This is a genomic window from Neorhizobium sp. 05N33 (genome assembly GCF_056397445.1).
Map to the genome: position 1 here is coordinate 199,474 of NZ_JBFTNK010000005.1, position 26,571 is coordinate 226,044.

The following is a 26,571-nucleotide window of genomic DNA, read 5'->3' on the forward strand; positions in this document are numbered from 1 at the left end:
CCTGCAGCACGACGATGTGGTTCGCGAGGCATCCGAATTTCGATCCCATGGCCGCTGGAATACCAGTTTCCGAAGAAATCGGCAATCGAATTGCGTTGCGGGAAATCTGTCGCATCTCTGTCATAAAGCTTTCGCGGAAACGTGGTTGATCTCAGTTTCCATAACGGAGGAATGCCAAGATGTCCGAACCCATGCAAGACCAGCTCAGCCGCATCAAGGAAGAGATCGCCGACAGCTTCGATGAAGAGCTGGAAATGCAGATGGAAGAGGACCGGCTCGACGAGCTGGTCGCCGAGGGCATGTCCGAGCCCGCCGAGGCGACGATCGACCGCCGGATCTATTTCCGCGAACTGTTCCGCCTCCAGCACGAACTCGTCCGCCTGCAGGACTGGGTGCAGTACAAGAAGCTGAAGATGGTGGTGCTGTTCGAAGGCCGCGACTCGGCCGGCAAGGGCGGCGCCATCAAACGCGTCACCCAGCGCCTCAATCCGCGTGTCGCCCGCGTCGTCGCGCTGCCGGCGCCAACCGAGCGCGAACAGAACCAATGGTATTTCCAGCGCTACGTGCCGCACCTGCCGACGGCCGGCGAAATGGTGATGTTCGACCGCTCCTGGTACAACCGCGCCGGCGTCGAGCGGGTCATGGGCTTCTGCACCAAGGACGAGCTGGAAGAGTTCTTCCGCTCGGTGCCTGAATTCGAACGCATGCTGGTCCGCTCGGGCATCATCCTCGTCAAATACTGGTTCTCGATCACCGACGAGGAACAGGAGTTCCGCTTCAAGATGCGCATCCACGATCCGCTGAAACAGTGGAAGCTGTCGCCGATGGATCTCGAAAGCCGAGTCCACTGGGAAGAATATACCAAGGCCAAGGAAGAGATGCTCCAGCGCACCCACATTCCGGAAGCGCCGTGGTGGGTGGTGCAGGCCGTCGACAAGAAGAAGGCGCGGCTCAACATGATCTCCCATCTTCTCGCCCAGGTGCCTTACGAGACCGTTCCGAAGGAGCAGATCGACCTGCCGGGCCGCGTCCGGAACGACGACTACATCCGCCATCCGGTGCCGGCGGACATGTACGTCCCGGAAGTGTACTGAACAAAACTGCTGCGCCCTGCCGTCGTTGACGCTGCGTATGGCGCTCGACAGAGACTGAAACGGCGAGGCGGCCTTCGGGCCGCCTTTTGCGTTAGCGCTCTGTCCTTCTCCGCAAACGTGCTTCGATGCCGCGCAGGGCCAGCGACAGGCCGATCGTCAGCAGCAGGTAGATGTAGGTGACGATCGAATAGGTCTCGAAGAAGCGGAAGGAGCCGGCCGCGTAGACCTTGGCCATCTGGGTGATGTCGGCGACGCCGAGTACCGAGACGAGCGAACTATCCTTCACCATCGAGACGAAGTCGTTGGAAAGCGGCGGCAGGATCACCCGCATCGCCTGCGGAAAGACGATCAGCCGGAAACGCTGCCAGCGACTGAAGCCCAGCGCCTTCGCCGCCTCGATCTGGCCGATGTCGACGGCCTGGAACCCGGCGCGAAAGATTTCGGCGATGAAGGCTGCATAACCGATCGTCAGGGCGATGATCGCCCGCCACAAGAGCGAGACGTCGCGCACCAGAAGCGCCTGGACCCAGCCGCGCTCGATCAGCGGCGACAGCGCCCAATTGTAGAGCGTCACGAAGGCCGGTGCGCCGACGAAGGCGATGTAGAAGAGCAGGACGAGGATCGGGATGCCGCGGATGAGCTCGATATAGAAACGCGCCGCCTGCCTCAGCACGACATTGCCGGAAAGCCCTGCAAGCGCGATGCCGAGCCCCAGCAGCGTCGCCAGGAGAAAGGCTGCCAGCGTCACGCCGACCGTGATGCCGATGCCCCTGGCGACGACATTGAAGACCTGGGAATAAAGGTCGTTGAGGGCGATGACTGCCGCCAGGCCGAGGCAAAGTATCGCGAAGGCGACCAGCCACCAGGGGAAATCCTGCGGCTGGGACGTTCTGCGACGCGAAGGCGCCATGCCTTTACTGGCCCATCTTGTAATCGAGGAACCACTTCTTGTTCAGCGCATCGAGCGTGCCGTCAGCCTTCAGCGCGGCGATCGCGGCGTTGACCGGCGCAACGAGATTCGAACCCTTCTTGAAGATGAAGCCGAAATCCTCGGTGCCGAGCGGCGCGCCGATCAGCTTCAAGGAATCGCCGGAGGCCTTGACGTAACCGTCGCCGGCGGTGCTGTCGGTCAGCACCAGATCGACATCTCCCGCCTTCAGCGCCTGCACGGTCGCCCCAAAGGTTTCGAACAGCTTGATCCGCGGGTTCTGCTCGTTGCCGTCGAGGATTTCGTAGACCGCCGTGTAGAACGGGCTTGTTCCCGGCTGGGCGCCGATCAGTCCGGTCGTCAGGACGGCAAAACTCTTTGCGTCGGCGAAGCGTTTTTCATCGCCGCGCACCAGCATCAGCTGCTGTGAGCGCATATAGGGATCGGAGAAGTCGACCTTCTGTTTACGATCATCCTTGATGGTGATGCCGGTCATGCCGATGTCGTATTGCCCGTCGGAAACGGCCTGGATCATCGCGTCCCAGCTGGTGTTCTGGTATTCGAGCTTGAAGTTCAGCCGCCTGGCGATCTCGTTCATCGCATCATATTCCCAGCCGATCGCCTTGCCGCTCTTCGGATCGACGAATTGCAGCGGCGGATAGGCGTTTTCCGTCACCACCACGACGGTTCGGCCGCCGAGATCGGGAAGATCGATGGCAAGGCTCGGGGAGGGGGCAAGAAAGAATGCGGCAAGGCCGGCAATAACGGTGCGGCGGAAAGGCATCAGGACACTCCCGTAAAATGAGAACCGCATTCGACTCTCACGAAACCGGCTCAGATGACAAGCGGCGAAATCGGGTGCGGGGCATCAACTTTCCCGTGCTCCGGAACAAAGCGGCGCATGCGGCCTTTACGAGGCAGCGAAGGTTCCAGTGCGTTCAAGAGCATCAAGCCGCGGGAGGATATGTCTATGGTTTCCGAACAGCAACTGATCTCCAAGATCACCTGGCGGCTGATGCCGTTTCTCGGGGTTCTTTATCTCATCGCCTATATCGACCGCCAGAATGTCAGCTTCGCCAAGCTCGACATGGTATCCGCACTTGGCATGAGCGAATATGCCTACGGGCTCGGCGCGTCCCTGTTCTTCATCGGCTATTTCCTCTTCGAAGTGCCGAGCAACCTGCTTCTCACGCGGTTCGGCGCCAGCCGCTGGTTCGCCCGCATCATGATCTCCTGGGGCATCGTCACCATCGCGCTCGCCTACACCCAGAACGCCACGATGTTCTACATCCTGCGTTTCCTGCTCGGTGTGTGCGAAGCCGGATTCTTTCCGGGCGTCCTCTATCTTCTGACCCTCTGGTTCCCGGAGGATTATCGCGGGCGCATGGTCGGGCTGTTCATGATCTTCAGCGCTCTTGCCAATGCGGTCGGCGCTCCGCTCGGCGGCACGCTGCTCGATCTCGACGGGCTTCTCGGTCTTGCCGGCTGGGAATGGGTTTTCCTTGCGACCGGGGTGCCGGCCGTCATCGCTGGCATCGTCACGCTCTTTTATCTCGACGATACGCCGGAAAAGGCGAAGTTCCTGAACGACGAGGAAAAGAAGTGGCTGCATGATCGGCTTGCCCGGGAGAAATCGGGTATGGACGAGCATTCCGACAACGGCTTCAAAGCGCTCCTGAACCCTCGGGTTCTCGTCATGGCGCTGTGCTATATCGGGTTTCCGCTTRCCGCCTATGGCCTGAGCTATTGGCTGCCGACCATCGTCAAGGGTTTTGGCGTTTCAAACACCGCCAATGGTTTTATCAATATCATTCCGTGGGTGATCGTCGCCGTCGCGCTCTGGGCGGTACCGGCAGCCGCCGACAAGGTGGCCAGGAAGACGCCCTATATCGTCATTCCGGCCTTCGTCGGGGCAATCAGCCTTGCCCTGTCGGCGATCTTCGCCAATCCGACGCTGCAGTTCGTCTTCCTCTGCGTTGCTGCCGCGGGCATCTTCGCCGGGCAGCCGGTATTCTGGAGCCTGCCGTCGCGCTTCCTGAAAGGTGCGGGTGCTGCGGCCGGCATCGCGGCCATCAACTCCGTCGGCAATCTCGGCGGCTTCATCGCGCAGAACGTGGTGCCCTGGATCAAGGACGAGACCGGCAGCAATATCCTGCCGATGTTCTTCCTGGCGGTCTGCCTTGCCGTCGCCGGTGTCCTCGTCATCATCGTGGGGCGAATGTTGGCGGCGAGACAGGCGATCTCCGTCTGACCGGACATTACTGCCATTGGTTCCCTCCGCGGAACCAATGGCGGCAAAACTGCCTGCTTCCGCCTTATCGGCGTTTCTCCTATGTCTTTTGGCACGCCAGATCAAAACGCTTGGAGAATGTCGATGATACGAATCTTTAAACATGCAGCTCTGGGTTTGGCTCTGTTCGGGGCCGCGATGGGCACGCTTACCGCGCCCTCGCTGGCACAGGAGCCGGTGATGGCCGCTCCGGACACAGACGCGCTTTTCACCAGCACGGACCCCAAGCTGCATGCAAACAAGCAGGTTGTCTACGGCATCGTCCGTGACCTGCTGGAAGCCAATCAGTGGGACAAGGCCGATCAGTATCTCACGGAACGTTACATCCAGCACAACCCGAATGCCGCGTCAGGACGCGAGGGGGTGGTACGCTATTTCATCGACGTCCTGAAGCGGAAGCCGAGCCCCATTCCGACCAAGATAAAAACGCCGGTCGCCTTTGTCACAGCGGAAGGCGATCTGGTGACCGTGGGGACGGTGCGCGAAATGAAAGATCCTCGCGATCCTTCGAAGAGCTATACCAGCACCTGGTACGACACATGGCGTATCGTCAACGGCAAGGCCGACGAACACTGGGATTCGGCCGTCAGGAATTAAACCTGTATCGCGCAACAAAAAAGGCGGCTCGAAGGCCGCCTTTTCCGTATTCGATATGAAAAGCTTATTCGGCAGTCGCTTCAGCAGCCTTGGCGGCTTCTGCGGCTTCAGCAGCTTCTGCTGCGGCCTTTGCTTCAGCGGCTTCCGCTGCTGCCTTTTCGGCGGCGAGAGCCTGGGCTGCTGCAACCTTCTCGGCTTCGATACGTGCCTTCTCTTCGGCAACGGCCTGACGCTCGGCGTCGTTCAGCTTGCGGGCGCGAACGCCGGTGTCTTCAACGATACGAGCCGACTTGCCGCGACGATCGCGCAGGTAATAGAGCTTGGCGCGACGGACCTTACCGCGGCGAACGATTTCGACGCTCTCGACCATCGGCGAGTAGACCGGGAATACGCGCTCGACGCCTTCGCCGTAGGAGATCTTGCGAACGGTGAAGCTTTCGTTGATGCCGCCGCCGGAACGGGCGATGCAGACGCCTTCATAGGCCTGTACGCGGGTACGGGTGCCTTCCGTGACCTTCACGTTGACGCGGACGGTGTCGCCAGCGGAAAATTCCGGAAGCGTGCGCTTGGCTGCAATCTTGGCTGCCTGTTCGGCTTCCAATTCCTGGATGATATTCATCGTCTCAAACCTTTGGTTCTTCTGAAACAGCCAGAGCGCTCGAATATTATCCCTTTGGTTCAAGCCTCGGAGATTTGCCTTTTCGGCAGAGCGAATTCACCATTCTTTGTTGCTGGTCGACGGGAGATTTCCCATTTCCGGCTGGGCCAATACACCAAAGACATGGGTTTGTCATCCCGTTGATTGCGATTTTATGACGAAAAAGCCCGCTATTGCCGCGTTTCGCCGAAGCGGCTATCTGATGGCCAGGGATGAGGAAACATCAATGACAATCACAATGATAGCCCTGCTCGCCGCGGCAGGCTTCCTGTCCGGCGCGGTCAATGCGATCGCCGGCGGCGGAACCTTTCTGACCTTCGGGGCGATGACGCTTGCCGGCGTTCCGCCGATCCTGGCCAATGCGACGTCCTCGATCGTTCAGTTTCCGGGCTACGTTACTTCGACGATCGCCTATTGGGACGAGATTTCCAGCCGCTGGCGCAGCGCGCTGGTGCTTGCGCTGGTTTCGGTGGTCGGCGCCGTTGCCGGTGCTTTCCTGCTGCTGTCGCTCGACAATCCGTCCTTCCGCGCGCTGGTGCCCTGGCTGCTGGCGGCTGCGACCGCTGTGTTTGCGGCAGGTCCCTGGCTCAAGCCAAGAGCATCCGCGGAGCGCCCAGCGGGTTCGCCCGGTTCCGTCATCGCCCAGTTTCTGACAGCTATCTACGGCGGGTTCTTCGGCGCCGGCATGGGCATCATGATGCTCGCCGTGCTCGGCGTCACCACCGGCGGCAGCTATCACCACCTCAACGCGCTGAAAAACATGCTGGCGATCCTGATCGCGGCCGTCGCCATCGTCGTCTTCGTCGGCGGCGGCGTCATTGCCTGGCCGGAAGCGATCGTGATGATCCCGGCAGGCGCGCTGGGCGGTTATGCCGGCGTGTGGATGGCGCGGCGGGTGCCGCAGGCAGTGCTGCGCTGGTGCGTGGTGGCCGTCGGAGTGGGGCTGACGATCTATTATTTCGTGACGGGGTGAGCGGCGCCCCCTCACCCGGCCTCCGCTCCGCTCGGCCACCCTCTCCCCAAGGGGAGAGGAGGGAATAGCGAAGTGGCGGCACCAATATCTTCTCCCCTCGGGGAGAAGGTGCCCGAAGGGCGGATGAGGGGGCGCTCTTCGGCTTATAACAAATCCGGCCGCCGCTCCGCCGTCAGCTTCTTTGCTTCTTCCAGCCGCCATTTTTCGATCGCCGCATGATTGCCGGAGGTCAGCACGGCCGGGATCTCGCGGCCTTCGAACACCTGCGGCCTGGTATAGTGCGGGTGTTCGAGCAGCCCGTTCTCGAAGCTTTCATGGGTGCCGGACAGCGCATTGCCCATCACGCCCGGCAGGATGCGCACCACTGCGTCGAGCAGCGTGAGCGCCGCCGGCTCGCCGCCGGAGAGAACGTAGTCGCCGATCGACACCTCTTCGAGATTGCGGGCATCGATCACCCGCTGGTCGACGCCTTCGAACCGGCCGCAGACGATCACCACGCCGTCACCGGCCGCCAGCTCGCGCGCCTTTTCCTGGGTCAGCGGCTTTCCGCGCGGGCTCATCAGAAGACGCCGGCGGCTATCGTTTTCGGAGACGCTGTCGATCGCCTTGGCCAGAATATCCGGCTTCAGCACCATGCCGGCGCCGCCGCCGGCCGGCGTGTCGTCGACGGTGCGGTGCCGGTCCTCGGCAAAATCGCGGATCTGAACCGTGTCGAGCGACCATTGCCCGCGCTCCAGCGCCTTGCCGGCGAGCGAAAAGGCCAGGTGGCCCGGAAACATTTCCGGGTAGAGCGTCAGAATGGTGGCGCGAAACGTCATCGCGCCTACTTGCCTTTTTTGGGGAAACCCGGCGCGGCGCCGTCGTCTTCCGGGTTCTCGGCAAGGCCTGCCGCCTGCGGATCGATGAGGATCTTGCGGCCTTCGAGGTCGATTTCCAGTACCGCAGCTTCGGAGAAGGGGATGAGGGTAGGGCGGCGGCCGGGGCCTTTCAGCTCCAGCAGATCGCCGGCGCCGAAATCATAGACCGCGCTCACCGTGCCGTAGCTCTTGCCGTCCTGATCGACCGCTTCGAGGCCTTCGAGGTCCGCATAATAGAATTCGTCTTCCTCAAGTTCGTCGTCGGGCAGGTTGTCGCGCTCGATGAAGAGTTCGAGGCCGGCCAGCGCCTCGGCCGCATTGCGGTCGTTGATGCCGCGGAAGCGGACGATCGCGATGTTCTTCGCCTCGCGGATTTCGAGGATCTCGAAAATCCGGCCGTCCTCGCTGTGCAGGTTGCCGTATTCGCCGAGCGCCGTCGCATCGGCCGTATACGTGCGCACCCGCACCTCGCCTCTCAAGCCTTGGGCGGCGCCGATGGTCGCCATCAAAATGGGGTTCTCGAGCTTGGTCATGCGGGTCGTGATCTCAGTTGCCGTGCGCTCATTTAAGCGCTGCGCGATTAAAAGCAAACAGCAAAACGGGCAGCGCGTTGCCGCGCCACCCGTCGATTGCGAAGAATTTTTGCAAAGCTTATGCTTCGGCGGCGGCAGCCGCTGCGTCTTCTGCCTTCTGGGCGCGTTCCTTGACGCGTTCCTGGGCCTTCTTGCCCGGCAGTGCCTTTTCCGGGTTGTTCTTGGCAGCGCGCTGGGCAAGGCCGGCTTCAGCGAGGAAGCGCAGAACGCGGTCGGTCGGCTGGGCGCCGTTGTCGATCCAATGCTGGATGCGCTCGGCGTTCAGTTCAACGCGCTTGGCATCGTCCTTGGCGAGCATCGGGTTCCAGGAACCGAGCTTTTCGAGGAAGCGGCCGTCGCGGGGCGAACGGGCGTCGGCAACGACGACGGTGTAATACGGACGCTTCTTGGAGCCGCCGCGGGCGAGACGAATTTTCAGGGCCATTTCATTTACTCCTAGGTTTTCTGGCCGCCGTCAGGCGGGCCGGGTTCTTCTTGAGGCCGCCATCAGGCGGGCTGGTTCAGGCTGTTTTCGTGCCGACGTGTTCGGCGGCGATGGCTTCATGATGCCGGATGACTTCCTTGATGACGAAGTTCAGGAACTTCTCGGCGAAATCCGGGTCCAGATGCGCTTCCTTCGCCAGGCGGCGAAGACGCTCGATCTGGAATTCTTCGCGCGCCGGGTCGGCCGGCGGCAAATCATATTGGGCTTTGAGGACGCCCACTTCCTTGGTGCAGCGAAAACGCTCCGCCAGCATGTGCACGAGCGCCGCGTCGATGTTGTCGATCGACTGGCGATAGCTTGCAAGTTTCGCTTTGACCTCGGGGTCAACCATTGGCGTGTCCTCCCTCACTTCTTCTTGGGCAGGCCCGGTAGACCGGGAAAACCGCCGCCGAGGCCGGGTAGCTTGGCGCCACCGAGACCCGGCATGCCGCCGCCCGGAAGTCCAGGCATGGAGCCGGGCTTCAGCCCCGCCGCCTCTGCCTGCTTCTGCAGCGCTTCGAGCTGTTTCGGATCGAGCTTGGAAAGGTCGGGCATGCCGCCCATTCCACCCATTCCTCCGCCCAGGCCCCCCCCCATGCCACCAAGCCCCATCTTCGAGGCAAGGCCGCCCATCATCTGCTTCATCATGCCGCCCTTGCCCTTGCCGCCCATCATTTTCATCATGTCGGCCATCTGGCGGTGCATTTTCAGAAGCTTGTTGATTTCGGCGGCATCGGTGCCGGAGCCGGCGGCGATGCGCTTCTTGCGGCTGTGCTTCAGCACGTCGGGATTGGCGCGCTCGGCTTTGGTCATCGACTGGATGATGGCGATATGGCGGGCGAACGTCTTGTCGCTCATGCCGGCGGCCGAAAGCTTGTCCTTCATGCCGCTCATGCCGGGCATCAGCCCCATGATGCCGCCCATGCCGCCCAGCGACTGCATCTGCTTCAGCTGTTCGGCGAGATCGTTCAGGTCGAACTTGCCCTTGGCCATCTTCTCGGCCATGGCGCGCGCCTTGTCGGCGTCGATATTCTCCGCGGCCTTCTCGACCAGCGAAACGATGTCGCCCATGCCGAGAATGCGGTCGGCGATGCGGCGGGGATGGAATTCTTCCATCTCCGTCATCTTTTCGCCGGTGCCGATCAGCTTGATCGGCTTGCCGGTGACGGCGCGCATCGAAAGCGCCGCGCCACCGCGGCCGTCGCCGTCCATGCGAGTCAGCACGAGGCCGGTAATGCCGACGCGCTCGTCGAAATTGCGGGCGAGGTTGACGGCGTCCTGGCCGGTGAGACTATCGGCGACCAGCAGGATTTCATGCGGGTTGGAGCGGCGCTTGATCTCGGCCATCTCCGCCATCAGCGGCTCGTCGATATGGGTGCGGCCGGCGGTGTCGAGGATGACGACGTCATGGCCGCCGAGCTTGGCCGCCTGCACGGCGCGGGCTGCGATCTCCACGGGCGACTGGCCGGCAATGATCGGCAGCGTATCGACGCCGGTCTGAACGCCCAACTGGCGGAGCTGTTCCTGGGCGGCCGGGCGGCGCGTGTCGAGCGATGCCATCAGCACCTTCTTGCGCTCGCGTTCGGTCAGCCGCTTGGCGATCTTGCCCGTCGTGGTCGTCTTGCCGGAGCCCTGGAGGCCGACCATCATGATCACCACAGGGGCGACCGCATGCAGGTCGATGCCGACCCCTTCGGAGCCGAGCATCTCGATCAGCTCGTCATGGACGATCTTGACGACCATCTGGCCCGGCTTGATCGACTTCAGGACTTCGGCGCCGACCGCCTTTTCGCGTACCTTGTCGGTAAACGAACGCACGACTTCCAGCGCCACGTCTGCTTCCAGCAGGGCACGGCGAACCTCGCGCAGAGCGGCGGACACATCCGCTTCGCTCAATGCGCCACGGCCGGTCAGTCCACTCAAGATGGAGCCAAGACGGTCCTGGAGGCTTTCGAACATCGTTTCTTCCTTCTCGCGTTTCGGGATCACCGAAACGTCGGGTTCTCATCCGCCAAAAACAAGAGACAAAGCCAAAAAGCACCCGAGGGCGCAACGCGCTGTCGGGTGTTGACCTCCGGGCTCAGTCTATCGGCCCCGGTCGGCGGCTCCAAGTCGTAACTTGTCAGCAGATGGGCGGGCTTAAACAGCAAGCGGCCGGGAAAGTCAAGGCTGGCGCGTCGGCTTGTGCCTCGCGCTTGCAGGGATATTCAATTGCTTTATACTGAATATTCAAACCTGCGGATGGTAGCCATGTCCCTTTATATACGCGACGCCAAAGTGAATGAACTCGCTGAAGAAGTTATGCGCCGGCTTGGTACGAAAACCAAGACGGAAGCCGTGCGGGTGGCGCTGGAGAACGAGTTGAAGCGGGCCGGGGAGAAGCTTTCGCTGGAGGAGCGCATCAGACCTTTGCAGGATCGTATTGCGGCGCTCGGACCAAAAGATCCGAACTTCGATGAAAAGGCCTTCATGGACGAGATGTGGGAAATCTGATGTTTCTCGATGCGTCCGCAATCGTCGCAATTTTGGGTCGGGAACAAGTAGGGGCGTCCTTGCTCGGCAAAATCAGAGCTGCTGAGGCCCCTGTTTATTATTCCTCGATGGTTGTGTTTGAGGCAGTCATCGCTTTGGCCCGTCAGAGAAAGATCGCTGCATATGGCGAGCATGCACCGACGCCGAAATATCTGATCGAAGAGGTGCAGGCGGTTGTCGCTGATTTCTTCGGACAGATCGGTGCTGTCGAAGTCGTTCTTCCATCTGGTCTTCATGACTCGGCACTGGCCGCTGCAAAGATCTATGGCCGCTTCGTCGGCCATCCCGCAAAATTGAACTTCGGCGATTGCTTCTCTTATGCCGCCGCGAAAACACTCCAGTCGCCGCTCCTTTTCGTGGGCAACGATTTCTCCAAAACGGATGTCGAAGTCGCGTAAATGTGTTCTTCGCCCACGCAACGTCTCTTCCCAGGTGTAAGAGCACGCTGATAGACATCTGCCATGAACCGACGAAAATTCCTGAAATGGTCCGGCATCGGCGCGATCGCTGCCCTTGTGGGCGGGTTCGCGGCAAGGGGAGCCATGGCTGCCAACAAGTACTACTCCGGTCCGGCTTCCGATCATTTCGACGGAACGTATTTCTTCAATCCCGGTGGGGAGCAGCCGCGCGGCGGGCTCGACCTGCTGCGCTGGAAGCTCGGCGGCAACAACATTGCCTGGCCGGACAGTTTTCCGAGCCCGTTTCCGCAGGCCGTGCCGGAAACGCGGGTTTCGGGCGACCGGCTGACCGTCACCATGGTCGGGCATGCGGCGATGCTGATCCAGGTCGCCGGCCTCAACATCCTGACCGATCCGGTCTGGGACGATCGCGCCAGCCCGGTGCGTTTCGCCGGTCCGAAGCGGGTCAATCCGCCTGGTATCCGCGTCGGCGACCTGCCGCCGATCGATGTCGTGCTCGTCACACATAACCATTACGACCACATGGACCTCGAGACCCTCTGGGTGCTGCAGGGCCGCGACAAGCCGCATTTCGTCACGCCGCTCGGCAATGACGCGCTCATCCGCTCGCGTATCGCGGATGCGAAGATCACGGTGATGGATTGGGGCGGCCGCGAGGAGATCGCCGCAGATATCGGTCCTGGCATCGTCCTGCATTGCGAGCCCTGCCATCACTGGTCGGCGCGCGGCGTAGGCGACCGGCGCATGGCGCTGTGGGCCGCCTTCGTTTTCGAAACTCCGGCCGGCAAGATCTACCATATCGGCGATACTGGCTTCCACCAGGGCATCAACTACCGCGCCGCGTGGCAAAAGCACGGAGCTTTCCGGCTCGCCAACCTTCCGTTCGGCGCCTACGAGCCGCGCTGGTTCATGCAGGCGCAGCACCAGAACCCGGACGAGGCGGTGGAGGGCATGCTTCTTTGCGATGCGGCTTTCGTGGCCGGCCATCATTGGGGCACGTTCAAGCTGACCGACGAGGGGATCGAGCAGCCGCTGGCGGCGCTTCACGCCGCTCTCGATGCGTGCGGCGTTTCCCGGGAGCGCTTCCGGCCGATGCGGCCGGGCGAAGTCTTCGAAGTGCCGACAATTTCCGTCTGAGCACGCCGGAACTGTTGCGAAAACGCGACAGGCAGCCCCGAAGTGGCGGAAATTTCAGTCTCTGCCGCCGCCAATGCCTGGCTGCCCAACATGCTGATTTCACATTAAAACATGAGTATACTTGTCATCTTATCAGATGATCTTTGGATCCATTCCAAATCATTGATGTTGCGCCGCTTTTTAGGTGGCGCTAAACGCGGAGCCGTTGGTCGGGCAGGTTTCGGCCTTGGGGTTACGGACTTGGACATCAGCCTTATCGAGCAGTTGCAGCAGACCGAGGAGGGGAAGCTGCGGCGGTTCTTTCTTCGGCGCCTGCGCAACAGGGAGGATGCGGCGGACGCGACGCAGGAGACTTTTCTGCGGCTGCTGACGGCATCGCCGAAGGAGGATCTGCGCAATCCGCATGCCTATCTTTTCCAGGTCGCCCGGTCCGTCGCCCATGGCATCACCGCCCGGCTGATGCGCGACAGCGCGCTTTTCGACGATGAGCTGGACCAGACACAGGTTGCCGACGAGGCGCCAGGCCCGGAGCGCGTGGTCGCCGCGCGCCAGCAGCTCGGACTTCTGATCGAGACGATTTCCTCCCTGCCGCCGAAATGCCGGGTCGTGTTCGTGCTCAGCCGGCTCGAAGGACTTTCCAACGGAGAGATCGCAACCAAGCTCGGGATCTCCCGAAACATGGTTGAAAAACACATCATCCGTGCACTCATGGCTTGCCGTCAGGCCCGCCTTGCAGCATTGCCTCCCGCCGGGGGGATTGCGCATGACTAATGTTTCAGACAAGGCGCGCGAGGACGCCATTGCGGAGGAGGCGGCAGGCTGGGTCGCGCGGCTCGGCTCCCATGATGCGACCGATGCGGATCGCCGCCGCTTCGAATTCTGGAGAATGCAGGATCCGGCGCATGCGGCTGCCTTTGAAGAGATGAGCGCTCTCTGGGGCGATCTCGCTGCGGTGCCGAAAACGGTCGTGCCACGCCGGCGCCGGATGGTCGGGGGCGGTATTGCCGCACTGCTTCTGATGGGCTGTCTTGGCATCATCGCCAGCGAGACCGGCCTCATCGCCCGGTATCGTTCGGATTTCTACACGCCGGTCGGCGTCATCCAGCGCATCGACCTCGATGACGGGTCGGTGGTGACGCTCAACACCGATAGCGCGATCAAGGTGCGATACGGCCAGACCGAACGCCGGATCGTGGTCCTGCGCGGCGAAGCATTTTTCGACGTCACCCCGAACCCGGCACGGCCTTTCGTCGTCAGCGGCGACGAAACCCAGGCGATCGCGCTCGGAACCCATTATGCGGTGCGGGTCGGCGAGCGCGACGAGGTGATGGTTGAGGAGGGACATGTGGCGGTGACCGCCGGCTCCGAGCGCGCGGTGCTCGAAACCGGTGGCACCGCCCATCTCGGCGCCGATGGCCGCCTGGCAACCGGCTCCGGCGATGTCGCCGATCTGACGAGCTGGCGCAGCGGCAAGCTGGTCTTCTCCGGCCGACCGCTCGGCGAGGTGCTCGACCGGATCGGCCGTTACCAGCGGGGTCGCATCATGGTGCTCGACGACCAGGCCTCGCAGCTGCGGGTCAGCGGCGTCTTTGCCGTGAACGATGTCGATCAGACTTTCACGGCTCTGCAGGAGAGCCTGCCGATCCGCATCATCCGGCTTTCCGACTGGGTCACGCTGGTCCGTTCGCGCTGAAGATAGGCCGATCGGAAAATTGAGTATTGAAATCATCTTTTTTCGAAAGCCGACATCAGGAGTTGGAGCCCTCTTTCACTCATAACCACCAGGGACCGCGATGAGAGCGGTCACGAGGTTCGAGTGCAGGGGGCTAAATGAATTTGAGGGGACCGCTTTATTCGCGGCATGTCCGGATTGCGCTTGGTTGCGCATCCTTGCTGGGCGGCATGGCTTCGGCCTTCGCACAGCAGCCGGCGCAGGGCGTCCAGTCGCAGCAGGTCGCCGTTTCCATTCCCGCCGGGCCGCTCGAAAGCGCACTTCTCGCACTCGGCCGCCAGACCGACCTGCGTCTCGTCTATCGCAGCGAAATCACTGCCGGAAAGACCACGGGCGGCGTGATTGGTTCGCTGACGCCCTCTGCCGCCCTGTCGCGGCTGCTCTCCGGCACCGGCGTTTCCTTCCGGTCAAGCGGCGGCAATACGGTGACGCTGGAAGCCGGTACGTCTTCGGTCGCAGCGACTGGCGGCGACCCGGATACGACGCTCAAGCCAATTGTTCTGCGCGATGGCGGCAACGGTGGTGCGGCCGACGCGCCTTACGAGACGCCGGGTTCGACGAGCTATATCTCGTCCGAGCAAATCCAACGCTTCCGCGGCTCGTCGGCCGGCGACCTGTTCAAGAACACGCCGGGCATCATCTCCGCCAACAACCACAGCAGCGGTTCCGTCAACGTCAACATTCGCGGCCTGCAGGGCCAGAACCGCGTTCGGGTTGCGATCGACGGTACGCAGCAGACGACGACCACCTGGCGCGGTTACGGCGGCGTCGATGACCGCACCTATATCGATCCGGACCTGATCGGCGGCGTCGGCATTTCCAAGGGACCGACGGGCGGCGCGGTGGGCGCCGGCGTCAATGGCGGCGTGGTGGAGATCACCACGCTGAAAGCCAAGGATATCGTCGAGGAAGGCAGGCAATATGGCGGCCGCATCAAGATCGGTGCCCAGGACAACACGACGAAGGATTTTACGGTCAATTCCTACGACCAGCAGACGGATTCGGCTAAATTCTTCGATTTCACCAATGGCTCGGGCAGCTTTGCGCTCGGTACGGTGCAGGACAATTTCGATTTCGTCATCGCCGGTGCCCGCCGCTATCGCGGTAACTATTTCGCCGGCAAGCACGGCAAGAATTACTACGAGTTCCAAGGCCGCAATCAATTCCTCTCGCTCACCAAGCAGGGTGAGGAGGTCTTCAATTCGTCCAACGAATCCACCTCGTTTCTCGCCAAGGGTACGCTTCGCTTCGATGACGACCAGAGCCTGGAACTGGGCTATATCCGCTATGAAAGCCAGTTCGGCCAGATCATGACCTCGCTTCTGACCTCGGGCGACAACACATTCCGGCAGGCGCCGCTATCCGATGTCACGACCGACACGTTCACCAGCCGTTATCGCTACAATCCCAGCGACCTGATCGATCTCAAGGTCAATGCCTGGCTGAGCATCGTCGACCAGAACTCCATGTCGACGGGTTTCGGTATTTATCTTCCGCAATTCAACATCAAACCGGGTGACGATCCCCGCTACGCCATGACTCATACCTGGGGCGGCGACATTTCGAACACGAGCCTGTTGGACACCGAATACGGGCCCTTCAAGGCCAATTACGGTGTGTCCTACCTGCTCGAGGATATCGATTCCCGGCGCTATTACAGCCGCAGTCAGTCAAACAGCCCAGGGGTCAAGATGGATCCCAGTATGGGCAACCGGTCGATCGCCAGCGTGTTTACCGACGGCCAGTGGGAGGCGACAGACTGGCTGACCCTCAATGCCGGGCTGCGCTATGACGGTTACTGGATGAACGACAAGGGTATCGAATCCAGGACCGGTATCCGCCACAAGGAAGGTGGCCGGTTCAACCCGTCCGTCAGCGTCATCGTGGAGCCGATCGAAGGGCTGCAGTTCTACGCGCTTTATGCCGAAGGCATGCGCCCGCCGACCATGCGCGAAACAATGGGCAATGACGGTAACGTCATCCAGAACCCCTATCTGAAGCCCGAGGTCTCGAAGAACTGGGAAGTCGGCATCAACTACAGCAAGGATGGCCTGTTGCTCGCCGACGACGCGTTGCGCTTCAAGCTGTCCTATTTCAACAACAACTACACCGACTATATTTCTCGCGTACCGTCCAATGCGGGGCCGGGCCAGCCGGTCTTCACCTTCGACAATCTCAGGAGCACCCGGTTCTCCGGTATCGAAATCTCCGGCTCCTACGAGGCCGGCCTGTTCTTCAGCGAAGGATCGCTGACCAAGTACCTGAGCTACGAGTTCTGCCGCACTCTTTCCACCTGCTCGGACTCGACCGTGTCGATGGACTATGCCGCCAACCACATGCCGCCCGAGATCATGGCGAGCCTGACGCTCGGCATGCGGCTCTTCGACGACAGGCTGAGTTTAGGCACCCGCTTCACGCATGGCGGTGCGCGCCTGTCGCCGGTCACACAGGAAGCCCGGATGTATACGGGCATGTGGATTCCCTACACGACCGTCGATGCGTTCGCCACCTACAAGATCACCGACCACTTGACGTTCGATCTCCAGGCGGAGAACCTGACGGATCGATTTTACGTGGATGCGCTCGACGGGTTCACTCCCGCTCCCGGACGGACAATCCGGGCGTTCCTGACAGCCAAATTCTAAAACATATAAGCATCTGGACATTGCACGCATGCAGATCGAACTCGAAACACCCACCGCACCGACCCGGATCCAGCGTCTGAAGGCTCTCACCGATGCCACCCATGAGCGCCTCGACAAGCGCATCATGGCGGCCGATCCCTTCGCCAGCCGCGAGCGTTACGCGCTCTTCCTCGCCGTGCAGCATCATTTCCATGCGGATGTCGACCCACTCTATCTCGATCCGCGGCTCAACCGCGTCGTCCCCGATCTTCCGAGCCGGGTCCGGCTTGAAGCGCTGCGCCAGGATATTGCCGACGTGACCGGAAGCGAGCCGCCGGTCCTCACTGCCGGCACGGGCGGGCTTGGTATCCCGGCCGCACTCGGATGGCTGTACGTTGCCGAAGGCTCGAACCTCGGCGCCGCCTTCCTCCTGAAGCAGGCGGCAAGGCTCGGCCTGTCGGAAGAATTCGGCGCCCGCCACCTCGCCGGCCACCCCGCCGGCCGCGGCCTGCACTGGCGCACTTTCGTTGCTGCTTTCAACGGGTTCGAGATGTCCGAGGTGGAGGAAACGGAAATGGCCGAAGGCGCCAAGTCGGCGTTTCGGAGGGTGCATGCGCTGGTGGACAAGTTTTTCGTCTGAGGGCGTGGCCTGGGTCCCCGGGCTTGACCCCGCGCCACCCACTGGTAATTCCCTGCCTTTTCCGCCATATACAGCCCAATAGGCGGGCATTCGGCCCGGAATGGATTGGCGTCATGATGGAACTGGTGGAATTCGCGCGGATGAACGGGCTTGGCAACAAGATCCTGGTCGTCGACATGCGCGGACGCACCGACAAGGTGACGCCCCAGGCTGCTATCGCACTCAATGCCGATCCGGCCACCCAGTTCGACCAGATCATGGCCATCCACGATCCGAAGGCTCAAGGCACCGATGCCTGGATCGACATCCTCAATTCCGACGGTACGATGGCGCAGGCCTGCGGCAACGGCACGCGTTGCGTGGTGCAGGCGCTGAGCGCCGAGACCGGCCGCAAGACCTTTACCTTCCAGACCGTCGCCGGCATCCTCAATGCCGTCGAGCATGAGGACGGTACGATTTCGGTCGACATGGGCAAGCCGGTCTTCGAGTGGGACCGCATTCCGCTTGCCGAGGAGTTTTTCGATACCAGCCGCATCGAGTTGCAGATCGGCCCGATCGACGCCCCGATCCTGCATTCGCCGTCCGCCATGTCGATGGGCAATCCGCATGCGATCTTCTGGGTCGACCGTGATCCTATGAGCTTCGACCTCGAACGGTTCGGGCCGCTGCTCGAAAACCATCCGATGTTTCCGGAAAAGGCCAATATCACGCTAGCGCAGGTCACGTCGAAGTCGTCGCTGCGCACCCGCACCTGGGAACGCGGCGCCGGCCTGACGCTTGCCTGCGGTTCGGCCGCCTGTGCTGCCGCCGTTTCCGCCGCCCGCACAGGGCGCACCGGTCGTATGGTGACGATTGACGTTGCCTCCAGCCCGATCCGTCAGCCGCTCGTCATCGAATGGCGCGACGACGATCACGTCGTGATGACCGGTCCAGCCGAATGGGAATGGTCCGGCAAGGTGGATCCGACCGTCGGAACCTTCATCCGCGACGACGAGCCAGAGGCCAATGCAATCCAACGGGGCGAGCCGGAGGCCCGGGTCAATTGAGCGGGGTCGAGGTCATCACCTTCGGCTGTCGGCTCAATACCTATGAATCGGAAGTGATGCGGGCGGAGGCCGAAAAGGCCGGGCTCAACAATGCCATCCTCGTCAATACCTGCGCCGTGACCGGCGAGGCCGTGCGCCAGGCCCGCCAGGCAATCCGCCGGGCGCGGCGCGAAAATCCGCATGCGCGCATCATCGTCACCGGCTGCGCCGCCCAGACGGAGAAAGACACGTTTGCGGGTATGGCGGAAGTCGATGCCGTGCTCGGCAACGAGGAGAAGCTGACCAGCGCCTCCTACCGGGCGCTGCCGGATTTCGGCGTCTCGGCGGAAGAGAAGCTGCGCGTCAACGACATCATGAGCGTGCGCGCCACCGCGCCGCAGATGGTGAAGCATATCGACGGCCACGTGCGCGCCTTCATCCAGGTGCAGAACGGCTGCGACCATCGCTGCACCTTCTGCATCATTCCCTATGGCCGCGGCAATTCCCGCTCGGTGCCGATGGGTGCGGTGGTCGACCAGGCCCGGCGGCTGACGGAAAGCGGTTATCGCGAAATCGTGCTGACCGGCGTCGATGCCACCAGCTATGGCGCCGATCTTCCGGGCCAGCCGTCGCTCGGATATCTCGCCAAGACGCTGCTCCGCCAAGTGCCGGAAATCCTGCGCCTGCGCCTGTCCTCGATCGACAGCATTGAGGCGGACAAACATCTCTGGGACCTGATCGCCGACGAGCCTCGCTTCATGCCGCACCTGCACCTGTCGCTGCAGCATGGCGATGACATGATCCTGAAGCGGATGAAGCGCCGCCATTCGCGCGCCGAAGCGCTCGCCTTCGTGCAACAGGCGCGGCGCCTGCGCCCGGAGATCGCCTTCGGGGCGGATATGATCGCCGGTTTCCCGACCGAGACGGAAGAAATGTTCGAGAATGCAGCGACGATGGCGGAGGAGGCCGGCATCTCCTTCCTGCATGTCTTTCCCTACAGCCCGCGTCCGGGCACGCCGGCGGCGCGTATGCCGCAGGTCGATCGGGCTGTCGTCAAGGATCGCGCCGCAAGGCTGCGGGCACGGGGCGAGGTGCTGCATCGTCTCCACCTCGATCGCATGGTCGGCACCGAGCAGGCGATCATCGTCGAGAACAACGGCATGGCGCATACGGAAAACTTTTCGCTGGTGGCGGCGCCGCGCCTTGTTCCTCGCGAGTTCAAGCGCGTTATGATTACCGGCCATAACGGCAAACATCTGGAAATGCAGGTCGCGTCCGCCCTTGTCCCGTCTCGGGCGGCGTAACCGGAACAGGTTCTCATGGCATTGGGCTTCATCAAACGCGTCTTCACCTTCGGCAAACCCTCCGAGGAACCGACACCCGATGCGGTAAGGCCGGAGGACGCCGCCGCCATCCAGGCGGAACTGGAGCCGAAGTCGCGCGACGAAGACCTGCCGGTCTCGCCCGTCGATCCGGTTGCACCGGCCGAGATCGAGACGGCCGGCGGGCCCGTCGCGGATGTGGCGGCTGGGGATGTCGAGCCGGCCGAGCCGGAGACTGCCGAAGAGGATGAGCCGGCGCTGCTTTCGGGTGTCGAGAGCGTGCCGGATATCGGCATGGTGCCGCTTTCGCTGCTGCAGGCGGAAGCAGAGGCCGAGGCAGTCGAAGAGGGCGCGGCATCTCCGGAAGCACCCCCCTCTGCCCTGCCGGGCATCTCCCCCACAAGGGGGGAGATTACGGATGAGCCGTCGGCGCCAGCATCGGACGACAGTACAGCAGGCTCGGCTGAAGTTTTGGGGCAAGGCGCGGGCCACGATTCGATCTCCCCCCTTGTGGGGGAGATGTCCGGCAGGACAAAGGGGGGTGAGGCGCGGTCTGCAGAGCAGAGCAATCGATCCAGTGAATCGATTGCAGCGACGAACGCCCTGAGCCAAAGCGAAGGGCTGGATCGGCCGGCAGAACCCACCCTCCCCAGAGGCTTCTCCACCGCCCGCCCGGAACCGACGCCCGAACCCGTCGCCGCGGCTGCAAAACTCACCTGGTTCCAGCGCCTGCGCGCCGGCCTTTCCCGCACGTCGTCGCAGCTCACCGGCCAGATTGGTGCGCTCTTTACCAAGCGCAAGCTGGACGAAGAAACGCTGGAACAGCTCGAAGACCTGCTGATCCAGGCCGATCTCGGGGTCGAGACCGCCATGCGGGTCACCGGTGCGCTGTCGTCGGAGCGTTACGGCAAGGACGTGACCGGCGAGGACGTGTCACGGATCATGGCCGCCGAGATCACCAGGGTTCTGGCCCCCGTCGCCAAACCGCTGGCGCTCGACCTCAATCACAAGCCGCATGTCATCCTCGTCGTCGGTGTCAACGGTACCGGCAAGACCACGACGATCGGCAAGCTCGCCGCAAAACTCTCCGGCTCCGGCCTCAAGGTCATGCTCGCCGCCGGCGACACGTTTCGCGCGGCCGCCATCGAGCAGCTGAAGATCTGGGCGGACCGCACCGGTTCGACCTTCATCGGCACCAAGCTCGGCGCCGATGCCGCAGGACTTGCCTATGACGCCTACGAGCAGGCGCGCGCCAACAAATCGGATGTATTGATCATCGATACCGCCGGCCGGCTGCAGAACCGCACCGAGCTGATGGCCGAGCTCGAAAAGATCGTCCGCGTGCTTGGCAAGCTCGATCCCGACGCTCCGCACACCGTGCTGCAGACACTGGATGCCACGACCGGCCAGAACGCCATGAACCAGGTCGAGATTTTCCGGAACGTTGCGGGGGTCAGCGGGCTTATCATGACGAAGCTCGACGGCACGGCGCGCGGCGGCATTCTGGTGGCGATCGCCGCCAAGCATAAGCTGCCGGTCTATTTCATAGGCGTCGGCGAGGGTGTCGACGATCTCGAACCCTTCGAGGCGCAGGATTTTGCGCGCGCCATTGCGGGTTTGACGCATTGATGACACAGAATGACGATTTGGCTTCGCCGATAACGGCCTCAAAGTTGGAACCCATGCAGACGATCGAAAGCGACATCACGCCGACCAAGGAAGAAAAGCAGCATCCGATGCTGAAGCTCGCGCTGGAAATCGGGCCGCTCCTGGTGTTCTTCTTCGGCAACCTGCGCGGCGAATGGCTGGTTGCGCAATTCCCGGCGCTTTCGGCGGTCGGCGGCCCACTTCTGGTGGCGACCGCGCTGTTCATGGTGGCCACCGTCGCCTCGCTGATCGCTTCGAAGATCGTCTTCCACCATCTGCCTATCATGCCGATGGTGTCCGGCGTCGTGGTGCTGATCTTTGGTTCGCTGTCGATCTGGCTGCAGGACGAAACCTTCATCAAGATGAAGCCGACCATCGTCAACTCGCTCTTCGGCGTCGCGCTGCTCGGCGGCCTGCTGTTTGGCAAGTCGCTGCTAGGCTACGTCTTCAACGCCGCCTTCCAGCTCGACGAAGCCGGCTGGAAGAAATTGACCCTGCGCTGGGGGATCTTCTTCCTGTTCCTGGCCGTCATCAACGAGGTCGTCTGGCGGAATTTCTCCGATGTGGTGTGGGTCAATTTCAAGGTCTGGGGCACGATGCCGATCACCATCATCTTCACGATCGCCCAGATGCCGCTGATCATGCGCCACACGATCCAGGAACCGGCACCCGAGGCTGAGAAGTGACAGCGGCGGAATTTTCCCCCTCGAGTTCGTCGCCGAAACGCTGGTTTCTTGCCGCGCTCATCCTTTTCCTGCTCCAGATCGCCATCCTCTATGCGATGGGCCGCATTCCGATCTGCGAATGCGGTTATGTGAAGCTCTGGGAAGGCGGCGTGAATACCAGCGGCAATTCGCAGCATCTCTCGGACTGGTATACGCCGTCGCACATCATCCACGGTTTCCTGTTCTACGGTCTCGGCTGGCTGATCCTGCGCCGCGCCCCGATCGCAGCCCGGCTGTCGCTGGCGGTCTTGATCGAAGCTGCTTGGGAACTCCTGGAAAATTCCCCTCTCATCATCGACCGCTACCGCACCGCAACCATGGCGCTCGGTTATACCGGAGACAGCATCCTCAATTCGGCGATGGACACGGTGTTCATGGCAGTCGGTTTTTTTGTCGCCTCGCGCCTGCCGGTCTGGCTGACGATTGCGATCGCCATTTTCTTCGAACTGGCGACCGGCTACATCATCCGCGACAACCTGACGCTCAACGTGCTGATGCTGGTCTGGCCGGTGGATGCGGTGCGTGTGTGGCAAGGTGGGTTGTAGGTCTCCGGCTGGGGGTGGTAGGGGTTTTCACCGGGGATGATTTCCTCGCCCCATGAAAAATGCCCCCAACCTCATCAACGCTTTAGCCATATTCACTTCCCCCTTCATCCCCGCCTCCCGAACCCATCCCATAATCACCCCCGTCATCAGATGGGAAAACCGGGTTCGCGAACCGGCCTCCTCGTCCAAGGGTTTTCGGACCCCGGTTTCCGGTGATGGCTGCAAAGGTGGGTGGCGAGGGCCTGGCAATCCTCGAAAGACCATCGAAACAGTCGGGGCAGGCACAAACACCTACCTCCCACATACTCGATACCGCCTGCCCCATTCCCAAACCAAAACCGCGCTGGACAAGATGTCCCGCGCGGCCAAAACTGCTTGTATTCACGTGGCGGATTTTCGTGCCTGATCAGCCTTTCGCAGACGCCTTCTCGATCGCCGGCATGAGATCCTGCGTCAGGCTGCGCGCGTCGAACGGACCGACCCGCTTGTAGAGGATCGTGCCATCCGGCGCGACCAGATAACTTTCCGGAATGCCGTAGACACCCCAGTCGATCGCCGCCTTGCCGTTCGGATCGATGCCGATTGCCTTGTAGGGGTTGCCGAGTTCGCCGAGGAAACGCAGCGCGTTGTCGTTGCGGTCCTTGTAGTTGATCCCGACGATGGTGAGCCGGCTGTCGTTGGCCAGTTCTTTCAGGATCGGGTGTTCCTGCCGGCAGGGGACGCACCAGGAGGCGAAGACGTTGACCAGCGTCAGCTTGCCGTCAATCGCTGCGGTCGTCAGCGCTGCGGTGTTCGAGCCTTCCAGCGGGGGCAGCGCCAGCGACGGAGCTTGTCTGCCGATCAGGGCCGAGGGGATGGCTGAGACGTCGCGGCCGTTGACGTCCTGGTCGTACAGCATCTTGCCGGCGACGCCGGCAAAACCTAGGAAAATCACCAGCGGGATCAGCGGCAGCGCATAACGCGCCAGGCTTTTGCGTGGGGCGGGTTGGTTTCCGGTCTCGACGCTCATGCTGCGTCACCTGTCGGCTGGGCGGAGCGGCGGCGGATGCCGGAAGCCTCGAGTTCGGCCAGTTCTTTTTGACGCGCGCGCCCGTCCAGCCACGTCCAGGCGATCAGACAGAGGATGACGACGGCCGCTACGGCATAGGACATGGCGATGTAGAACGTGTGGGTCATAGTTCCCTAAGCCTCCCGGCCGGCCAAACGTGCGGCCATGCGGCGCTGGGCGGCGACGCGGCGGCGCCAGATCTCGTTGCGCATCGCCATCACATGCAGGGTGAAGAACAGCAGGGTGAAGGCGATCGCCATGATCAGCAGCGGCCAGAGGAATTCCGGGTCGATAGTCGGGCCGCCCATGCGGATGACGCTGGCAGGCTGGTGCAGCGTATTCCACCAGTCGACCGAGAACTTGATGATCGGGATGTTGACGAAGCCGACGAGGATCAGCACGGCGGAGACGCGGGCCGCCCGCGACGGATCGTCCATGGCGCGGTTGAGCGCGATCAGGCCGAGATACATCAGGAACAGCACGAAGACCGAAGTCAGCCGCGCATCCCACACCCACCAGGTGCCCCACATCGGCTTGCCCCAGAGCGAACCGGTGGCGAGCGCGATCAGCGTGAAGGCGGCGCCGAGCGGGGCGGCGGCCTTGTGGCTGACGTCGGCGAGCGGGTGGCGCCAGACCAGTGTGCCGATCGCTGAAACGGCCATCACCGTGTAGCACATCATCGACAGCCAGGCGGCCGGCACATGCACGTACATGATACGCACCGTCGCGCCCTGCTGGTAATCGCCTTCCGTCGTGAAGCTCAGATAGAGCCCGATCGCAAAGAGGATCACGGTCGCCGCCGCCATCCACGGCAGGATGCGGGCCGCCAGCGCCAGAAATCGCGTCGGGTTGGCCAGCTCGGAGAATTTGCTGATGGCGAGGCTGTCGGTCATGTGCACTTTCTAATATGCGCGCGGAAAAATCAGCTTGATCCTGGTCAATTCGCCGGTCGTCGATCCGACCCCGTTTAATCCGATTCTAGTCAATCGCCGGCATTGCGCAACGCCAGTGCCGCGCCGAGCGGGCCGAGGACGGCAAAAAACATCGTGATCGCCACCAATATCAAGAAAGGCGGCATAAACGGGGCAGGATCCTCGACCGCCGCATAGGAAGCGCTGACCCCGAAGATCAGCACGGGGATCGCGAGCGGCAGGACGAGGATCGAGACGAGCAGCCCGCCGCGCGGCAGGGCGACCGCGACCGCGGCGCCGACCGCGCCGATGAAGGTCAGCGCCGGCGTGCCGACCAGCAGCGTCAGCATGGTGGCGCCGATCGCCACCTCGTCCATGTTCATGAACAGGCCGAGCAGCGGCGAGGCGATGACCAGCGGCAGGCCGTTGCCGAGCCAGTGGGCGAGGCATTTGACCAGCACGGTCAGCACCAGCGGGTGCTCCTGCATCAGCAGCAGGTCGAGCGACCCGTCCTCGCGCTCTGTCTGGAACAGGCGATCGAGGCCGAGCAGGGCGGAGAGCAGCGCGCCGATCCAGACGATCGCGGGGCCGATGCGGGAGAGGAGGTTGAGGTCGGGGCCAACGCCGAAGGGGATGACGGCGACGACGGTCATGAAGAAGAGGACGCCGATGAGGGCGCCTCCGCCGGCGCGCACCGAGAGTTTTAGGTCGCGGAGGAGGAGGGCGGTCATGATTGGACGCCCCGTGTCCGGGGCGCACCCCCCTCTGTCCTGCCGGACATCTCCCCCACAAGGGGGGAGATTGGATGGAGCCGGTGCCCTGCCTCAATCACAGTAGGAGATTGAGTGACATGCCATATCCGTTGCGTGATACGGGCGGGCTCAAGTCGCTCGATAAGGAGCGAGGAGCCGGCGGCTGGCCGATCTCCCCCCTTGTGGGGGAGATGCCCGGCAGGGCAGAGGGGGGTATTCAAGGGCAGGGCGTTCACCATCTCCCCTCCGCCACGCCTGCAAACCCCGTCATCTTCAGTTCCTTTGCATTCTCCAGCCCCAGCGGCTGGTGAGTCGCGGCCAGCACAATGCCACCGGTCGCGAGATGCGCCTTGATCAACTCGGTAAACACCCCCTCCGCACTGACATCCAGCGCCGCCGTCGGCTCATCGAGGATCCAGACCGGGCGATACGCGACCAGCAGCTTGGCAAACGCCATGCGGCGCTGCTGGCCGGCGGAGAGATAACCGAAGGGCAGATGGATGATCCCACCGAGACCCACGGCCTCTGCGGCCTCGCCCGGGGAGATTCCCTTGCCGTCCTCCGCATCGCCGAAAAAGTCTTTCCAGAAGGAGAGATTCTCAAAGACCGTCAGTTCCGCCTTCATCGCGTTGCGGTGGCCGAGATAGTGGCAGGCCTCGGCGGCGCGCATGCCCGATTCGGCTTTGTCCGAAATCCAGGCGACGCGACCGGTCTCCGGGTGCAGCAATCCGGCCACGACGCGCAGCAGCGTCGATTTTCCCGATCCGTTGCGGCCGGTCAGGACGAGGCTTTCACCGGCTCCGAGGTCAAAGGAGATATCCGTGAAAATCAGGTCTTCGCCGCGTCTTGCGCTCAGGTTTTCGGCCAAAAGCCGCATGCTGGAGACCTTCATTAAGATTTTAATCATCGCGATCCGAAAATTTATTCGGAATGGGCGCCAAGCGTCTGGAACCCTTCTTAGAAATTATCTATAAGCACTGCAACCACGCCAGCGGCCGGCGTGATTTCAATCTTCCGCCGAACCTGAAGATCCCAAAAAATCTTCTCGTGCGGACAGCG

29 protein-coding genes are annotated in these 26,571 nt (G+C 62.3%); 16 read left to right on the top strand and 13 right to left on the bottom strand.

What is annotated here, in order from left to right:
- Positions 1 to 179: 179 nt before the first annotated feature.
- Positions 180 to 1,094: a polyphosphate kinase 2 gene (gene ppk2, locus AC1DLT_RS15745; RefSeq protein ID WP_105403853.1), complete on the top strand. Its 915-nt coding sequence runs from the start codon at positions 180 to 182 to the stop codon at positions 1,092 to 1,094.
- Positions 1,095 to 1,185: 91 nt separating this feature from the next.
- On the opposite strand, the gene AC1DLT_RS15750 is transcribed toward ppk2, so the two are convergent.
- Entirely contained in the window at positions 1,186 to 2,004 is an 819-nt protein-coding gene (locus AC1DLT_RS15750) for an amino acid ABC transporter permease (protein WP_477487357.1), read from the bottom strand.
- A gap of 4 nt (positions 2,005 to 2,008) precedes the next feature.
- Complete coding sequence (locus tag AC1DLT_RS15755) at positions 2,009 to 2,806, bottom strand: transporter substrate-binding domain-containing protein (RefSeq protein WP_477487358.1); 798 nt, start codon at positions 2,804 to 2,806, stop codon at positions 2,009 to 2,011.
- 186 nt (positions 2,807 to 2,992) lie between these two features.
- Between AC1DLT_RS15755 and AC1DLT_RS15760 the strand changes: the two genes are divergently transcribed.
- Positions 2,993 to 4,273 (top strand): MFS transporter, encoded by a 1,281-nt coding sequence (locus AC1DLT_RS15760; RefSeq protein ID WP_477487452.1) that lies wholly within the window; start codon positions 2,993 to 2,995, stop codon positions 4,271 to 4,273.
- Positions 4,274 to 4,396: 123 nt separating this feature from the next.
- Positions 4,397 to 4,909, top strand: a complete 513-nt coding sequence (locus tag AC1DLT_RS15765; RefSeq protein WP_477487359.1) for a nuclear transport factor 2 family protein — start codon at positions 4,397 to 4,399, stop codon at positions 4,907 to 4,909.
- A 64-nt stretch (positions 4,910 to 4,973) separates the two neighbouring features.
- Here the strand turns inward: AC1DLT_RS15765 and rplS are convergent, their stop codons facing one another.
- Positions 4,974 to 5,528, bottom strand: coding sequence for a 50S ribosomal protein L19 (gene rplS / locus AC1DLT_RS15770; protein ID WP_038594211.1), 555 nt, complete (start codon positions 5,526 to 5,528; stop codon positions 4,974 to 4,976).
- Positions 5,529 to 5,793: 265 nt separating this feature from the next.
- Here rplS and AC1DLT_RS15775 point away from each other — a divergent pair, with 265 nt between their 5' ends.
- A complete protein-coding gene (locus tag AC1DLT_RS15775; RefSeq protein ID WP_247137249.1) occupies positions 5,794 to 6,540 on the top strand; it encodes a sulfite exporter TauE/SafE family protein in 747 nt (248 codons plus the stop codon).
- 143 nt (positions 6,541 to 6,683) lie between these two features.
- Here the strand turns inward: AC1DLT_RS15775 and trmD are convergent, their stop codons facing one another.
- From trmD to ffh, 5 genes are all read right to left on the bottom strand, one after another.
- Positions 6,684 to 7,358, bottom strand: coding sequence for a tRNA (guanosine(37)-N1)-methyltransferase TrmD (trmD, locus tag AC1DLT_RS15780; protein ID WP_477487360.1), 675 nt, complete (start codon positions 7,356 to 7,358; stop codon positions 6,684 to 6,686).
- Between the two features lie 5 nt (positions 7,359 to 7,363).
- Complete coding sequence (rimM, locus tag AC1DLT_RS15785; protein ID WP_038546686.1) at positions 7,364 to 7,930, bottom strand: ribosome maturation factor RimM; 567 nt, start codon at positions 7,928 to 7,930, stop codon at positions 7,364 to 7,366.
- Between the two features lie 118 nt (positions 7,931 to 8,048).
- On the bottom strand, positions 8,049 to 8,414 hold the full coding sequence (gene rpsP / locus AC1DLT_RS15790) for a 30S ribosomal protein S16 (protein WP_038546684.1): 366 nt from the start codon (positions 8,412 to 8,414) through the stop codon (positions 8,049 to 8,051).
- Positions 8,415 to 8,490: 76 nt separating this feature from the next.
- Positions 8,491 to 8,805, bottom strand: coding sequence for a chorismate mutase (locus AC1DLT_RS15795; protein WP_038546681.1), 315 nt, complete (start codon positions 8,803 to 8,805; stop codon positions 8,491 to 8,493).
- 14 nt (positions 8,806 to 8,819) lie between these two features.
- Positions 8,820 to 10,412 carry a signal recognition particle protein gene (gene ffh / locus AC1DLT_RS15800; protein WP_477487361.1) on the bottom strand — a complete coding sequence of 531 codons (1,593 nt, stop codon included), beginning with the start codon at positions 10,410 to 10,412 and terminating at the stop codon, positions 8,820 to 8,822.
- Between the two features lie 252 nt (positions 10,413 to 10,664).
- Between ffh and AC1DLT_RS15805 the strand changes: the two genes are divergently transcribed.
- From AC1DLT_RS15805 to AC1DLT_RS15860, 12 genes are all read left to right on the top strand, one after another.
- Positions 10,665 to 10,946 (top strand): type II toxin-antitoxin system VapB family antitoxin, encoded by a 282-nt coding sequence (locus tag AC1DLT_RS15805; protein ID WP_477487362.1) that lies wholly within the window; start codon positions 10,665 to 10,667, stop codon positions 10,944 to 10,946.
- Positions 10,946 to 11,383, top strand: a complete 438-nt coding sequence (locus AC1DLT_RS15810; protein ID WP_247137252.1) for a type II toxin-antitoxin system VapC family toxin — start codon at positions 10,946 to 10,948, stop codon at positions 11,381 to 11,383. Before AC1DLT_RS15805 ends, AC1DLT_RS15810 begins: the two co-directional genes overlap by 1 nt.
- A 63-nt stretch (positions 11,384 to 11,446) precedes the next feature.
- On the top strand, positions 11,447 to 12,541 hold the full coding sequence (locus AC1DLT_RS15815; protein WP_477487363.1) for an MBL fold metallo-hydrolase: 1,095 nt from the start codon (positions 11,447 to 11,449) through the stop codon (positions 12,539 to 12,541).
- A gap of 165 nt (positions 12,542 to 12,706) precedes the next feature.
- Entirely contained in the window at positions 12,707 to 13,312 is a 606-nt protein-coding gene (locus tag AC1DLT_RS15820; RefSeq protein WP_477487364.1) for an RNA polymerase sigma factor, read from the top strand.
- A complete protein-coding gene (locus AC1DLT_RS15825; RefSeq protein ID WP_477487365.1) occupies positions 13,305 to 14,234 on the top strand; it encodes a FecR family protein in 930 nt (309 codons plus the stop codon). Before AC1DLT_RS15820 ends, AC1DLT_RS15825 begins: the two co-directional genes overlap by 8 nt.
- Positions 14,235 to 14,371: 137 nt before the next feature.
- Complete coding sequence (locus AC1DLT_RS15830) at positions 14,372 to 16,918, top strand: TonB-dependent receptor (RefSeq protein WP_477487366.1); 2,547 nt, start codon at positions 14,372 to 14,374, stop codon at positions 16,916 to 16,918.
- 28 nt (positions 16,919 to 16,946) lie between these two features.
- Positions 16,947 to 17,537 carry a biliverdin-producing heme oxygenase gene (locus tag AC1DLT_RS15835; RefSeq protein ID WP_038546663.1) on the top strand — a complete coding sequence of 197 codons (591 nt, stop codon included), beginning with the start codon at positions 16,947 to 16,949 and terminating at the stop codon, positions 17,535 to 17,537.
- A gap of 113 nt (positions 17,538 to 17,650) precedes the next feature.
- Positions 17,651 to 18,583 (top strand): diaminopimelate epimerase, encoded by a 933-nt coding sequence (gene dapF / locus AC1DLT_RS15840; protein ID WP_038546660.1) that lies wholly within the window; start codon positions 17,651 to 17,653, stop codon positions 18,581 to 18,583.
- Entirely contained in the window at positions 18,580 to 19,866 is a 1,287-nt protein-coding gene (gene mtaB / locus AC1DLT_RS15845) for a tRNA (N(6)-L-threonylcarbamoyladenosine(37)-C(2))-methylthiotransferase MtaB (protein ID WP_477487367.1), read from the top strand. The genes dapF and mtaB overlap by 4 nt, the downstream gene beginning before the upstream one ends.
- 15 nt (positions 19,867 to 19,881) lie before the next feature.
- Entirely contained in the window at positions 19,882 to 21,513 is a 1,632-nt protein-coding gene (ftsY, locus tag AC1DLT_RS15850) for a signal recognition particle-docking protein FtsY (RefSeq protein ID WP_477487368.1), read from the top strand.
- A 53-nt stretch (positions 21,514 to 21,566) separates the two neighbouring features.
- A complete protein-coding gene (locus tag AC1DLT_RS15855) occupies positions 21,567 to 22,217 on the top strand; it encodes a septation protein A (RefSeq protein WP_038549787.1) in 651 nt (216 codons plus the stop codon).
- The gene (locus AC1DLT_RS15860; RefSeq protein WP_477487369.1) at positions 22,214 to 22,801 is read left to right on the top strand and encodes a DUF2585 domain-containing protein; all 588 of its coding nucleotides are present in this window, start codon (positions 22,214 to 22,216) and stop codon (positions 22,799 to 22,801) included. The genes AC1DLT_RS15855 and AC1DLT_RS15860 overlap by 4 nt, the downstream gene beginning before the upstream one ends.
- Before the next feature lie 406 nt (positions 22,802 to 23,207).
- Here the strand turns inward: AC1DLT_RS15860 and AC1DLT_RS15865 are convergent, their stop codons facing one another.
- The 5 genes from AC1DLT_RS15865 to ccmA all read right to left on the bottom strand — a co-directional run bounded on the left by AC1DLT_RS15865 (position 23,208) and on the right by ccmA (position 26,389).
- Positions 23,208 to 23,810, bottom strand: coding sequence for a DsbE family thiol:disulfide interchange protein (locus AC1DLT_RS15865; protein ID WP_477487370.1), 603 nt, complete (start codon positions 23,808 to 23,810; stop codon positions 23,208 to 23,210).
- Positions 23,807 to 23,977, bottom strand: a complete 171-nt coding sequence (gene ccmD, locus AC1DLT_RS15870) for a heme exporter protein CcmD (protein WP_038546646.1) — start codon at positions 23,975 to 23,977, stop codon at positions 23,807 to 23,809. Before ccmD ends, AC1DLT_RS15865 begins: the two co-directional genes overlap by 4 nt.
- A 6-nt stretch (positions 23,978 to 23,983) precedes the next feature.
- The gene (locus tag AC1DLT_RS15875; protein ID WP_477487371.1) at positions 23,984 to 24,742 is read right to left on the bottom strand and encodes a heme ABC transporter permease; all 759 of its coding nucleotides are present in this window, start codon (positions 24,740 to 24,742) and stop codon (positions 23,984 to 23,986) included.
- An 89-nt stretch (positions 24,743 to 24,831) separates the two neighbouring features.
- The gene (gene ccmB / locus AC1DLT_RS15880) at positions 24,832 to 25,491 is read right to left on the bottom strand and encodes a heme exporter protein CcmB (protein ID WP_037081467.1); all 660 of its coding nucleotides are present in this window, start codon (positions 25,489 to 25,491) and stop codon (positions 24,832 to 24,834) included.
- Between the two features lie 253 nt (positions 25,492 to 25,744).
- On the bottom strand, positions 25,745 to 26,389 hold the full coding sequence (ccmA, locus tag AC1DLT_RS15885) for a heme ABC exporter ATP-binding protein CcmA (protein WP_477487453.1): 645 nt from the start codon (positions 26,387 to 26,389) through the stop codon (positions 25,745 to 25,747).
- Positions 26,390 to 26,571: the final 182 nt, after the last annotated feature.